The sequence below is a fragment of the Rhodococcus sp. D-46 genome (genome assembly GCF_011290655.1).
Classification (GTDB): domain Bacteria; phylum Actinomycetota; class Actinomycetes; order Mycobacteriales; family Mycobacteriaceae; genus Rhodococcus_F; species Rhodococcus_F qingshengii.
The window spans coordinates 94,190-106,245 of sequence record NZ_JAANTF010000008.1; the positions used below are offsets into that span (position 1 = coordinate 94,190).

12 protein-coding genes and 1 pseudogene are annotated in these 12,056 nt (G+C 61.4%); 3 read left to right on the forward strand and 10 right to left on the reverse strand.

The annotated features are described in order from the left end of the window. Nucleotides 1-26: 26 nt before the first annotated feature. Together G9U53_RS21310 and G9U53_RS21315 are read right to left on the reverse strand one after the other, a co-directional pair. Nucleotides 27-680, reverse strand: a complete 654-nt coding sequence (locus tag G9U53_RS21310) for a class F sortase (protein WP_003943710.1) — start codon at nt 678-680, stop codon at nt 27-29. Continuing rightward, on the reverse strand, nt 681-2,012 hold the full coding sequence (locus G9U53_RS21315; RefSeq protein WP_064689434.1) for an ice-binding family protein: 1,332 nt from the start codon (nt 2,010-2,012) through the stop codon (nt 681-683). It lies immediately after the preceding gene. A 223-nt stretch (nt 2,013-2,235) separates the two neighbouring features. On the opposite strand from G9U53_RS21315, the gene G9U53_RS21320 reads away from it, so the two are divergent. Then, entirely contained in the window at nt 2,236-2,952 is a 717-nt protein-coding gene (locus G9U53_RS21320) for a TetR/AcrR family transcriptional regulator C-terminal domain-containing protein (RefSeq protein ID WP_042452349.1), read from the forward strand. A 356-nt stretch (nt 2,953-3,308) separates the two neighbouring features. Here the strand turns inward: G9U53_RS21320 and G9U53_RS21325 are convergent, their stop codons facing one another. From G9U53_RS21325 to G9U53_RS21345, 5 genes are all read right to left on the reverse strand, one after another. Then, a complete protein-coding gene (locus tag G9U53_RS21325; protein WP_165639161.1) occupies nt 3,309-3,452 on the reverse strand; it encodes a hypothetical protein in 144 nt (47 codons plus the stop codon). A gap of 57 nt (nt 3,453-3,509) precedes the next feature. Then, the gene (locus tag G9U53_RS21330) at nt 3,510-3,971 is read right to left on the reverse strand and encodes an Hsp20/alpha crystallin family protein (RefSeq protein ID WP_058038924.1); all 462 of its coding nucleotides are present in this window, start codon (nt 3,969-3,971) and stop codon (nt 3,510-3,512) included. Nucleotides 3,972-4,157: 186 nt separating this feature from the next. Continuing rightward, complete coding sequence (locus G9U53_RS21335) at nt 4,158-5,042, reverse strand: MBL fold metallo-hydrolase (RefSeq protein WP_165639162.1); 885 nt, start codon at nt 5,040-5,042, stop codon at nt 4,158-4,160. Between the two features lie 137 nt (nt 5,043-5,179). Beyond that, entirely contained in the window at nt 5,180-6,433 is a 1,254-nt protein-coding gene (locus tag G9U53_RS21340) for a wax ester/triacylglycerol synthase domain-containing protein (protein WP_165639163.1), read from the reverse strand. A gap of 46 nt (nt 6,434-6,479) precedes the next feature. Further along, entirely contained in the window at nt 6,480-8,144 is a 1,665-nt protein-coding gene (locus G9U53_RS21345) for a hypothetical protein (RefSeq protein WP_234551966.1), read from the reverse strand. A 206-nt stretch (nt 8,145-8,350) separates the two neighbouring features. On the opposite strand from G9U53_RS21345, the gene G9U53_RS21350 reads away from it, so the two are divergent. After that, nucleotides 8,351-8,968 carry a DUF1109 domain-containing protein gene (locus tag G9U53_RS21350; RefSeq protein WP_075835174.1) on the forward strand — a complete coding sequence of 206 codons (618 nt, stop codon included), beginning with the start codon at nt 8,351-8,353 and terminating at the stop codon, nt 8,966-8,968. A 200-nt stretch (nt 8,969-9,168) separates the two neighbouring features. Further along, entirely contained in the window at nt 9,169-9,660 is a 492-nt protein-coding gene (locus G9U53_RS21355) for an FBP domain-containing protein (RefSeq protein WP_058038925.1), read from the forward strand. Nucleotides 9,661-9,809: 149 nt separating this feature from the next. Here G9U53_RS21355 and G9U53_RS21360 read toward each other — a convergent pair. The 3 genes and pseudogenes from G9U53_RS21360 to G9U53_RS21370 all read right to left on the reverse strand — a co-directional run bounded on the left by G9U53_RS21360 (nt 9,810) and on the right by G9U53_RS21370 (nt 11,842). Continuing rightward, nucleotides 9,810-10,551, reverse strand: a pseudogene (locus G9U53_RS21360) (ABC transporter permease). Beyond that, complete coding sequence (locus G9U53_RS21365) at nt 10,548-11,483, reverse strand: ABC transporter ATP-binding protein (protein ID WP_058038927.1); 936 nt, start codon at nt 11,481-11,483, stop codon at nt 10,548-10,550. The pseudogene G9U53_RS21360 and the gene G9U53_RS21365 overlap by 4 nt, the downstream one beginning before the upstream one ends. After that, complete coding sequence (locus tag G9U53_RS21370; RefSeq protein ID WP_058038928.1) at nt 11,483-11,842, reverse strand: GntR family transcriptional regulator; 360 nt, start codon at nt 11,840-11,842, stop codon at nt 11,483-11,485. Before G9U53_RS21370 ends, G9U53_RS21365 begins: the two co-directional genes overlap by 1 nt. Nucleotides 11,843-12,056 lie beyond the last annotated feature (214 nt).

The window sequence follows — 12,056 nt, forward strand, 5'->3', positions numbered from 1 at the left end:
GTGGTGTGCTGCGGCGTCTCAGGCGGTTAGGCCAGGTCGGCGAATGCGATGATGTTGTCGTTGTAACTGCGTGCGGTTTCGTCGAAGGATCCACCGCACGTGATGATCCGGAGTCCGGGGTGGTCGATGTCGCCGTATACGACGTCGGTGGGAAAGTCCTCTTTGGGGAAGTGTTCGACACTGGTAGCGGTGAACACTGCGCGACTTCCGTCTTCGCGGGTGACGATGATGTCGGCTCCTGTTTCGAGATTCCGCAGATCGAAGAAGACCCCGTCGGTGCCTTGCCAGTCGACGTGGCCGGCGATGATTGCCGGTCCGACCTCACCGGGTGCGGGAGCGCCGGTGTACCACCCTGCGTCCTTCCCATCCGGTGGGACCTCGAGTGCTCCATCGGTATCGAGTCCGAGATCGATGATGTCGGTGTCGACGCCGATGGACGGGATTTCGAGGCGCGCGGGGCGGTGTTCAGCAGTTACCGGCGCCCTTTCGGGCAGTGCAGAGTCAGTGGCGCGTGGCGCGGATGTGGTGTCTTGTCGAGGCGACGAGTGTGGTTGTGAATTTCCGCTGTCGGATTGTCCACCGGCGCATCCGACCACCGTTACGAGTACTGAAACAGTAAGGGCGAGAGCCGTGATGGCTCGGCGAGTTCGCGGAGCCATCACGGAGTTTTCGTCTTTCATCTATCGACTTGTCCGACGGATGACGAGGGCCGACATAGCCACGACGCTGAAGAAGCCGACGAGCAGGGCGATCCACCCTCCACTGGACTGTCCGTCGCGTTGGGATTGTGTGCTTCCGTCACCGGTGTCGACCGACCCTCGTGGTACCTGCTGCACCTGAGGGGCTCGAACATTCGGGGATTCCGGGCCTACCGGTTGAGTGGTCGGGGTACCCGTTCGAGAAGCTGACGTCGTCGGCACCCGAGACGGGACGGTTACCGTCCCGGGAACGGTGGGAGGTATTCCCGGCAGTGGTGGGAGACCGGGAATCTCGGGTATGGACGGAATGTTTCGGCTGGTCGTGATGATCGGCGGTACGTCCACAGTGGTTGTAGTCGTGCCGTTCGGCCCTGGTGTGGTGGTCGTCGCTTCCACCGGTGTACCAGTCGTGGTTGTAGTCACCTCCGGCGGGACGACCGTCGTGGTTGTAGTCACCTCCGGCGGGACGACCGTCGTGGTTGTAGTCACCACCGGCGGGACCACAGTCGTGGTGGTAGTCGTCGCGGTGTCAGGCGGGACTGTAGTCGTCGTAGTGGTCGGAGTCGTGGTCGTGACAGGAGGCGCACAGGTCGGGATCGTAACGGTGTTCGTATCCAGAGTGACCGCGCCATTGATCGCCAACAGTCGACCCTCGACGGTTGCCTCGGTTGTGGCAGTAATGTCTGTCAGCGCCAACAGGTTTCCTCGGAAGACGGAGTTGGTGCCCAGGGTGGCGGAACTTCCAACCTGCCAGAAAACATTGCACGCCTGCGTTCCGTTGATCAGTGCAACGGTGCTGGACGACGATGTGATCAGCGTTGATCCCGCTTGGAAGACGAAGACTGCATCGGGGTCACCTTGCGCGTCGAGGGTGACGGTTCCCGACAGTGCGATCGACGAACCGGAGTTGTAGACACCCGAAACCAGTGTCCGACCGGTCAAGTCGTCTCCCGTCGGTTGTGTGGGTCCCTGACCGGCAAGAGTGTTGTAGGCAGTCAACACGTCGGGTTTCGCTCCCTGCGATACCGCGTCGCCACCATGATTGGTGCCGGTAATCGTCAGGTCCGATACACCGGTGATGGTTGGAGTCGGATACGTGCCGATATCGCCGCCGAGGGTTGTCGGTCCGGTGTTGGTGATTCCTGCTCCGGCAAGGACTGCAAAGGGCTCAGCGGTGCCGAGTCCGACAGCAGTCGCTTCCGCGCCGGCAGTGCCGGCCGGCAAGACGAGAATGCCGACGGAGAAAACGGAAATCGTTGCAATACCCGAGAATTGAAAGAACCGCGAGCGTCGTGTTGCGGTGGGTGCTGTCATGTTCTGTTCATCTTCGATCCTTTGAAGAAGGGACTCATGCGACGAAAGTGAGTCCGTACGTCCGCGCCGACTCCGGCGCCGGGACGTATCGATGAGCGCCCACGTAAATCCGGACATTCCGGGTATACGATGTGTGTATACGTTGTATGCATAGGGCGTATCCGAACAGTAAACCAGCCGTACTGTTCTGTCAACGCGTAGGCATACGTTGTATGTTTTGTGAATGACCGGACACTCGCCAGATCGCACTAAGGGTTTGATTCCCGCCGCGGACCGCGAGGAGCCCCTCACCAGGGCGCTCGTACTCTCGACGGCGTTGGCGATCATCGACGAGGAAGGTGCCGACGGCCTCTCCATGCGCCGACTGGGCAAAGCGCTCGACAGAAATCCGATGACTCTCTACAGGTACGCGGCCAACAAGGCGGCCCTGCTGGACGGGGTCGTCGAGACCGTGCTCGAACAACTGGTCGTCGACCCGTCCGATCGCGACTGGAGGGGGCAGCTGCACGCAGTTGCGTACGGGTATCGCCGCCTCGCGCTCGCGCACCCCAACGTGGTTCCTTTGCTGGTCACTCGGCCGCTGTCCACCCCGCTCGGATTGCGTCCTCCCGGGACGTTGCGCTACGTCGAAGCGATTCTCGAACTGCTGATACGGGCCGGTTTCACTCCTGAAGACGCATTACACATCTACCGAGCAGTGTTCGGCTTCCTCAACGGGCACATTCTCAACGAGCTTCAGGAAATAGTCGAAAATCCCGAGGAGACGGACGATCTCTTGCGGCTCGGTCTGCATCGGCTTGCGCTTGCCGAGTTTCCGAGACTGCGGTCGATGGCTACGATCATGGCTCACTACGACGGGCAGGACGAACTCGAGCGCGGTCTGGCAATCCTTCTGGAGGGTCTGGCGACGGCATCTCCTCCGACGAGGGTTGAGGGCTGACCACTTTCAGTTTGGGTATAGACATGAGGCGACCTCGACGGCCACACAATTCAGGGGACCGACGAGGTCGGTAAGCGTCAGCGCAGTCACTGACGTCTACATTTCAACCGTACGAGTCACGGTTGGCAGGTGGCGGCGAGCTTCGTCCTTGTTGTGTGAGTGTTTCGTCCTGCTTCGCCCATTTCGGGCGGTTCCTGACCTGCTGCAGGTGATGGCTCTTCGGTTCGGCCGGAAGGCTTCATCGAGCTGAACGTGTGTAGAGCGCCTGTAAATGCCTTCCGTCCGCCTCGGTGGACGGACGGAAGGCATCATTTCATTTGTGGGTGACCGTATTCGGCGAACACGGTCTGGTTTTGTCAGGGTTGAAATTCTTCGTTGGTGGGGTTCTCGGGCGGGGTGGCCGCGAGGATGCGCTTCCACCAGCCTTGCCGCTGCGGGTCTTCGTTCCAGACGACCGGTTCAGCCAGAGCTGCGGCGGGGGCCATGATTGGCGCGGGCATAGTGGACCTCCTGGATGAAAGGCTCTCGTACAGTCGATTTCGTGCAAGCCGTTCAGGTCAGGCTTCGATCTGTCCTTGGGTTTTCACCTCGGAGTTTGCGGTGCGGGACGGCGGTCTCGACGAGATTTCGATCCGCCGCGGTTTCGCCTTCTCTGCGATCGGCAAGGTCACGGTCAACACGCCGTTGTCGTATGAGGCGACGATCCGTTCGGAATCGATGTCCTCACTGATGGACAGCTGCCTTCTGTATGTTCCTGTGAAACGCTCACCGGCCAGCCACGTCACTCCCTCTTCGGAAATGGCGCTGCGGTGCGCGGTCAGGGTGAGGGTCGAGCCGTCTACCTGTACGTCCACTGATCCTGGGTCGACGCCGGGAAGATCGGCGTGAAGGACGTAGTGGTCATCGATCTTGTAGAGGTCCATCGGCATGAAGCGTGGACTTCGGCTGCTGCCGGTTCCGGTGGCAAGCAGGGACTTGGTGATCGCGTCGATGTCGGTGAAAGGATCGAAACGAAGCACAGCAACACACCTCCCGTATCGTCTAAGAAAGGTCACCGTCACCTCGACGGCGACCGAACTTACTGTGCGAGAACATGATAACCAGCCAAACTGGCACTCTGCAACCTCGAGTGCCAGATTTTTTCGGTGAACTTCGGTCCGATTTTCGGAAGTATCCGAAATGGCGCGATCAGTTCGCCAGGGATGTCAGAGGGTCCGGCGAAACACCTTGTCTTCGTCGACTGTGACGGCACCGGATGCGATGAGTCGTTCGAGGTGTAGCTGAGCTGTCCGTCGTTCGACGGCGTCGACGTACGGGGCCGATACGTGGGGGCGGTAGACGAGTCGATGAGCGACTATGTCTTCCAAGAGTTTTGGTTCGCCGAGGAATTGGATGAGACGGTCTTCGCGGCTCAGTAATTTGTCGCGGTATGCGGACAACCGGCGACGGAACTCGTCGCTGCCCTCGACCACGCCCTTCTGATGGAATGTTCCGTACCAGCGTGCGTCGATCGTTGCGACGTGGTCGATGGAGTCGAGGAAGTCGTTGACGCTGCTACCCAGGTCGCCGTACATCGGGCCGAAGGAGGTGAGGTCGACGTCGGCGACGTAGAAGAAGCCGTCGGGTTCGACGAGGACCCCGCAGTGTCCGCGGGTGTGCCCTGGCAAATGAATGACTGTCGCAGTGCGGTCGCCGAGGTCGAAGACGTGGCCGCCCGCGATCCCCGACACGTTCTCGTGGGTCGGGGGTATGCCGTATTGCGTAGCAATCGACTGCTGGACCTCGACTCGTTCGTTCGGAGGAAGGCCGTAATTGGTGAGCATCGTGTCGAGGGATGCGACTGCGGGTGCGTCGAGATGGTGCGCATAGGCCGGGGTGTCGAAATGGCGTAGTCCGGCGATGTGGTCCTCGTGCCCGTGGCTGACGAATACGAGGTCTGCGCCGACGGGGTCGCGGTCGAGGGAGAGCGAAGGGTCGATGACGAGCGTGCTTTCAGATCCGTGCACTACCACGGTGTTCCCGTAGGGGACGGCACCACCGTTCTCAGGAACCAGTACCGAGACCTTGCCGAATTCTGCAGGTGTGAACATCTTTCGCCTTCCTCGTGACGATCGTGTCGTGACGACACCGGCTTGCAGGCTCGAATCAGTGGAGATGTTGTCGAGACGTCTCGACAGTATCCGTTGCCCAAGCGGCGAGGTGCATCGGATAGTGGCAGTAGATCCAGTCAGTGTGCAGTGCCGGCTATTTCGTCGAGAGTCCGTTCGACGGCTCGGGCGATCTTGCTTGCAGGTGGGAGATGCTCGGCATCGGCCTGGATTCCGATCCAGAATGTGTCGTTGTAGGACGCTGCGGTGAAGCCGACGCGGACATTGCCCGCCAACGGGCCCAGAGGCCAGAGTTCGACTAGCGCTCCCCCGTCGAGCGTGAGCGGGCCGCGCGGTCCATGGACGTTGGACGCGACTGCACCGATCATGTGCTGCCGCTTTGCGAGCTTGTCGAAAACGCCGGCGATACGCGGTGACCGAAAGGTTGTTCCCGCAGCGCGTGCGGAAGGTTTGGCCGCAGCGGTTTGCTTCGCGACGATCGCGACTGTGCGTTGTGGGTCGGTTTCACGAAGTGGAAGGTCGATGATCATGAACCCGACGGCATTGCGTGCGCTACCGATCGCTGTGACTGCGACGGGTACCGATACCGCAATCGACTTGGGGATGGGCTCGCCGCATTCTTGGAGGATGAATCGCAGTCCGCCGCCCACCGCAACGAGATAGGCATCGTTCAAAGTGCCTCCCGCTTGCTGCGCGGCATGCTCGATCAGAGAGGTGCGGACGTTGACGGACGAGATCGATCTCGTGGGACCAATGGCGCCCAGCAACACCCGTGATCGGATTGGCCGGTGCAGGAAAGTACCGATTCGAAATCGGAGGAGGTCGAGGGAACCGGCGGCCTTCGGAGGGATGTTCGGCACGGGAGCGCCCGGGTCGGTACTTTTCGAATCAGGTGAGGCGAACAAGCGCTCGAAAAGGTCGCTGGCTCTGGCGCCGTCGAGAACCGCGTGATGCACTCGGATCACAATGCCGCACAGACCCGGTCGAGCTGCAGGAACGAAGGCGATGTGCCACAACGGTCGGGTGGTGTCGAGGGGTTGCATCACGAGTCGACCACAGACGGATTCGAAGTCGGGTTCTGTAGGCCCGCGTTCGTCAAGCGAGAGATGGAGGTCGAAGTCGATGTCGTTTTCCGTCCACCACCATGACCCGTTCCGCATGATCGGTCGCTGCCGCAGTAACGGCTCCTGCGCGATGTGAGCGGCGAGAGTGCGGTGAAGTCGCACTAGATCAGGTCGACCGTCTCGATCGACGAAGCCACCAGGAGCGAGCAGTCCGGCAATAGTGACCAGGTAGGGCTGGACGTGCACACCGAGCTGGAAGCTCGCAGCGTCGACGGGTGATATCGGCACGTCGGGTGTGGTGTCGACCATCTGCTGAGCCTAATCGAGGCGACATGGTGGACGGCGCTGTTTTCGGCTAGCGGATCACCAAGTCGTGGTCGGTGGCGCTGAGCGTGATCGCGGCAATGGGGTTTCCGTGCATCCAGTCCTGCACGAACGCGTCCAGAGCGGGGTTCGATGCCCGATCCGCGTACGCGTCCGACGGGATCTCGATTGCCCCGACGAGGTGGCGCGGATCGGCATCGAGGCCGGATGCGCGGGGAGTCATCCGTAGTCCGTCGGCGGTGTGCAGGACGACCGGAAGAACCGTGCCATCCGGTGCAGTCACGGTCGCGGTCCGCGTGGTGGCGACCGGGTCGAAATGGTCCACGTCCAGTCGGTATCCGGACGGTTGTGCGTGCTGGCCGATCGCGTCGAGCATGCGCGGATCCACCACAGAGTACGGAAACCCGATGTCGATCAGAGTCTGACCGTCGATGGCACCGTCGCGGGCGGGCAAGGTCGTGGACAAGTGCCAGGGGGCAGCGGGGGACAGGGTATCCGTCGACCGGTCTGTCGGCGCGTTTTCGATCAGTGTGCCGAGGAGGGACGCGCCGGTCGGTGTGAACTCCCAGTCGCCGCCGACGAGATCCTTGTGCCAGAAGCCGGATTCGGCGCCGCGGAGACCCTCGACACGCAACTCCCGCCGGTTCGGGCCGGGACCGAGTGAGTGCACACTGATCGCGGATGTAACTTCACCGGGAATTTTGGGCTGGTGCACCCAGTCGGGGGCCGGAAGTTGGATCGCGGCGGTGCTGCGGTCCAGTGTTTCGGCCACGAGGTTGGGTGCCGACGGCTTGTCCGACTGATCTTCCCAGCTGTAGCGGAAGAAGATCGAGTCCGATCCCGAAGAATCGAAATCAAATGTGCGGGTGTACATGTCGCCGTACTTGTTCATCACGAAAGTGGTTGATCCGGCCGCCGACAGCGAGTCCGCCTGGAATCGCCCGCCGAGCGGGCCGCCGATCTCGTAGCTGTCGTCGTTGGGCAGCCACGGGTCCGCGTAGGTTATCCGGCTGCCGTCCCCGGTCAACGTGGGGATCATCGTCATCTTGGCGAGTCCGACGAAGTGAATCCGTCCTGCGACGTCGGTGAAAGTTTGGTTGTCCCAAGGCGACGAGACGCTCAGTGCCCACCCGTTCGGGTGGTCTCCGGGGAGTTGTCGGCCGGGACCGCTCCACAGCGGTGCGCCCCATGCCGAGGTCCAATTCCACACCAGCGGATCCTGGGATGCGTTGTCCATCGTGTAGATCCAGCCGTTGTCGTCGACAGCGACGAGTTCGTCGTCGTCCAGTGATATCCCGACCAATCGTCCACGCAGGCACCCGGGCATCGGCACGAAACGCCACGGTTGAGCCGTTGATGCGCCTGGCTCTCGCGGCCGAGCGAGTAAGTCGTGGTCGACTAGCGCGAAGTCCCAGAAACGATTGAATTGCGTCGTTGGCGTGCGGATCTGGACCGAGCTGGGGGCGGTTGAACCGGTGAATGTCGGTAGGTTTGCCAACCCGACTCGACCTCCACCGGAGGGCGCACCTGGTGGCAGTTGGGCGGTTCCGAATGATATGCAACTGGCCGGCCCAGGTTCGGTGGGCGCGGCAGCGGCGAGGGGAGTGGACCACAGGAGGGCGGCGGAGAGTAGGACGCCGACGCTCAGCAGTCGCGGTCGGTGCGGGTGCGAAACTCCACTCGCGGTCTCGTTCACCGTCCGATTGTCGCATGATTCGCATTGTTTGTATGGATCGTGGGGATTGTCTATTTGTTTCGGTTGTGGCGCAGAGTGCCGATCGCTGTGCTCGGGAGTTTGTTGACGATTGGAGAGTTTGTCTTGCAAGTGCTTTCGGAGGAATTGTCAACCCACTCCGTAGGTTTACCGTTCAGATGGGGCTTGCCATCACATACGGTGGGGTGATGAGAAGGCCGACGTCGTTGGGTGAATGGTTGGTAGCTGATCCTCCGGAGTCGTCCAAGCCGCCGGGGCCGATTCTTTTGGCATTCACCGTTGTTCCGCTCATTGCGTTGGTCTGCCGGCATTACGGTTGGTGGCCTTCGCCGTTCGGGGAGTACAGATGGTTGGATCCCTTCCTCGTCAGCGCTGCGGCTCTGCTCATCTTGATCGTGGTCGGTCTGGTGTGGGCGATCCGCACCCTCTACGTCCTTGGCCAGGACCGGCGGTGGTCGTGGTGGATTCTGCCCTCCCCGATCGCCGTCATCGCTGCAGTCGCTCTGGCGTTGTTGATGCCGCCGGCAACTTTCCTCGACAAGAGCGGAGAGTTCGAGACCATCGCGATTGGTCTTTTGGAGCAGCCTGAATCGACCGTGGAAGAGCTCGAGATCGGCCAGTTCGATATCAGTAGTGCCCATGTCGTGCGGCCGGATGAGGTCTACTTCATCGACGACGACAGCATGTTCATCACCTCGAGTGGGTGGGTGTACTCGCCCAGCGGCCCACCATCGGGGTTCGATGATTTCTCCGCAACTCACCTCGGCGGACCTTGGTACGAGTTCACGGCGGTATGGCGTGACTGATAAATCGAGTGGCCTGTAACGCAGGCCTGTAGCTACCATCGCGGTGTGGATACGTACACGGTGACGCCCCATGGGCGTGAGGGGGTTGTCGGCGTCGTCTTCGCCGGCGACAGATAGCGCATTTCGGACCCGACAGCACTTGGTGCTGATCGGGCCATGAGCTGTACCCACCTTCACCGAGCCACGATTGGTATACACCCATGATCATTTTGACCGATACATCTATTCGTTCCAGCCTCGTCAACGCGAGTCGTAAGGAGAAGTCCGATCTCACCCTGCCGGACGGCTTCGGCACCATCGACTTCGACGCTCTCGACTACCTGGGCTGGCGAGATCCGAAAATGGGCCGACGCGCCTACACGATCGTCCCGACACTCGACGGGGAGACCATCGGAGTCTTGCTCGTTCAAGCCGAGGCCACTCCGCGATCGCGCGCCCAGTGCTCCTGGTGCCGCGACACGCGACTCCCCAACGAGGTCGTCTTCTACGGCGCCAAGTTGGCCGGGCCCGCCGGTCGACGTGGCAGCACGGTCGGAACACTGATCTGCCGAGACTTCCAGTGCTCGTCCAATGTTCGTAACGACCCCCCGCTCCCGTATGCCGGCTACGATGCCGCCGCTGCGCGCCAGAACCGGAAAGATGAACTGGTGCTGCGGGCTTCGAGTTTTGTCGAGCGGGTGGCTCGGCAGTAGAGCGGACCAAATCGGGGACGAGATAGCACCCTGTTGCGACGTTCGTCCCCCTTTCCTGACTCAGGGAGGGGGACGAGCTGTCTAGACGGGTTTGATCCGACGAGCACTTCGAGACGACGCGACATGTGGCGTCGCACATGATTGCGCGGTCACGGCGTTGCTCGACGCAACGTCGCCCAGGCTCCGGCGATGCACGCGATGGCAAGGGCCAGAGGGAGTAGCGCCATCGGTACCACTCGGGGAGTATCGACAAACCACGAACCGATCGCCGGGCCACCACCCAGCCCAGGTGATCGCGATCGCTGACAAGCCGAGCAAGCCGAAAAGCCCAGTGAGGGAGGCGAGTAGACCGGTGATCCTCCACCGCTGGTAGATAGCACCTGCCAGCATTGCGATCGAACTGGTCAGCAGCAGCGTCGCGAACAGTGCGAGCAACTGTACGGCGGTGTTGTCGGTGAAGTAGCGTGCGATGCCGAACATGCGCATGTGCACACCCCAGCCGTTGGTGGCGGACTCCACCACTGACAGCAGTTGCAGCGCGATTGCGAAGATTGCGGACTGTGCCAACGCCATTATCGCGGTGGCAGTGAAGAACTCGCGGCGAGTCACGCTCAGCCCGAGCGCGAACGGGAACGTCTGGGTCATCGACTGGAGGTAGAACGCCAGCACGAAACCGTAAACGGAGAACACACTGCCGGTGAATCCCTCACCTTGCTCGTTTCCGACGATCGCGTAGATAGTGAAGCTGATGAGGAAAGAGATCAAAAGGATGCCCACCGGCCAGGCGATCAGCAACGGCCACGCGACCGTATGCAGTTGTAGGACGGGACCGATCCTGGACCGAGCGGGCGTCTTCGGGACCGTCCGTGGCTCTGTCGTTGCGATACTCATACGGTGATCTCCTTGCGCTGCGTCGAAGTCGCGATGACAAGTTCCTGCAAAGATGCCGGTTCCACTTGGACTCCAGCCTCCCGCAGTCGGTTTCGCTCGGTCTCTGTCACATCGGCCTGCAACATGATTCGGCTGTGGGCGCCCAGTGTCTCCCGGCGCAGGACCCTGCCGGACGCAGCAACGGCATCCACCGCATCAATGGGACCGGATACCAGCACGGCGCGACCTCGCAGTGCGTCCGCGTCCTCGTCGACGACAATCCGGCCGCTGTCTACGACAATCACGTGCTCGAGCAGATTGGCTACCTCGTCGATCAGGTGAGTCGAAAGCACTACAGTGCGAGGATGTTCGGCGTAGTCGGCAAGCAGTCGATCGTAGAACAGTTGGCGTGCAACGGCATCGAGGCCGAGATACGGCTCGTCGAATAGCGTGAGCGGTGCACGGGAGGCAAGTCCGATGATCACTCCCAACGCTGACCGCATGCCGCGCGAGAGCTTCTTCACCTTGCGGCACAGGGGAAGTTGGAAGTCGTCGAGCAGTGTCTCGGCGAACGCGTGGTCCCAATTCGGGAGTAGATGGCCGGCGGCGACGAGTACGTGCTTGACCTTGAGGTCTTCGGGGTACGTCTGGCTTTCCTTGACGAAGCACACGTTCGCCAGTACGTCGGCACTTTCGAACGGGGCAGCCCCGAAAACTTCGACGTCGCCGCTGGTGTGCAGGTCCTGCCCGGTCAGTATCTGCATGATCGTCGTCTTGCCTGCGCCGTTGCGACCGAGCAGGCCGTAGATCTTGTTGCGGCTGATCTCGAACGAGACGTCCGCGAGCGCGTCGACGTCCCCGTACTTTCTGTCCACGGAGCGCATCGAGGCGACGAGTTCAGTTTCGTCGAAACGCCTGACGTGGGGCTCGGTCGTTGTCGTGCTTGCGTTCATCAGTCCGCCTTCCTGTCGTCCAGCATGGATTTGAGTTCTTCGAGGGAAATCTGGAGGCGGTCGGCCTCCGCGACCAGCGGCTCGATGTACTGGCGTGCGAACGCTTCTCGGCGTCTGAACCTGAGTGCATCACGGGCGCCGACAGTGACAAACATTCCGATTCCGCGTTTCTTGTAGAGAATCCCCTCGCCCACGAGTTGATTGAGGCCCTTGGCTGCAGTGGCCGGATTGATCCGGTGGAACGCCGCCAGTTCGTTGGTCGACGGCACCTGCCCGTCTTCCGGCAGGGAGCCGTCGATGATCGAACTCTCGATCTGTTCGGCGATCTGTTGGAACAGTGGTCGTCCGTCGTCGATCACGATGATCGGCGCCCGATGTTCACTGGTTCATTACTCATGTAATGAACCATAGAACGTCATGGGGCATGTTGGCAATGAGATCGCGGAAACTGGCATCGACGACGTGGGTCTCCGAGTGCTACCCATCGGGACATTCATCGAGGCAACAGCGGTGGACAGTTCCGCCAGTGGTCGCAGGGGCGACAACCCGCGGGGCGTTGCACCACAGGCATTG

Coding starts and splice junctions, on each gene's coding strand:
- G9U53_RS21310 (WP_003943710.1), bottom strand. CDS start 680: ATGAAAGACGAAAACTCCGTGATGGCTCCGCGAACTCGCCGAGCCATC.
- G9U53_RS21315 (WP_064689434.1), bottom strand. CDS start 2,012: ATGACAGCACCCACCGCAACACGACGCTCGCGGTTCTTTCAATTCTCG.
- G9U53_RS21320 (WP_042452349.1), top strand. CDS start 2,236: ATGACCGGACACTCGCCAGATCGCACTAAGGGTTTGATTCCCGCCGCG.
- G9U53_RS21325 (WP_165639161.1), bottom strand. CDS start 3,452: ATGCCCGCGCCAATCATGGCCCCCGCCGCAGCTCTGGCTGAACCGGTC.
- G9U53_RS21335 (WP_165639162.1), bottom strand. CDS start 5,042: ATGTTCACACCTGCAGAATTCGGCAAGGTCTCGGTACTGGTTCCTGAG.
- G9U53_RS21340 (WP_165639163.1), bottom strand. CDS start 6,433: ATGGTCGACACCACACCCGACGTGCCGATATCACCCGTCGACGCTGCG.
- G9U53_RS21350 (WP_075835174.1), top strand. CDS start 8,351: ATGAGAAGGCCGACGTCGTTGGGTGAATGGTTGGTAGCTGATCCTCCG.
- G9U53_RS21355 (WP_058038925.1), top strand. CDS start 9,169: ATGATCATTTTGACCGATACATCTATTCGTTCCAGCCTCGTCAACGCG.
- G9U53_RS21365 (WP_058038927.1), bottom strand. CDS start 11,483: ATGAACGCAAGCACGACAACGACCGAGCCCCACGTCAGGCGTTTCGAC.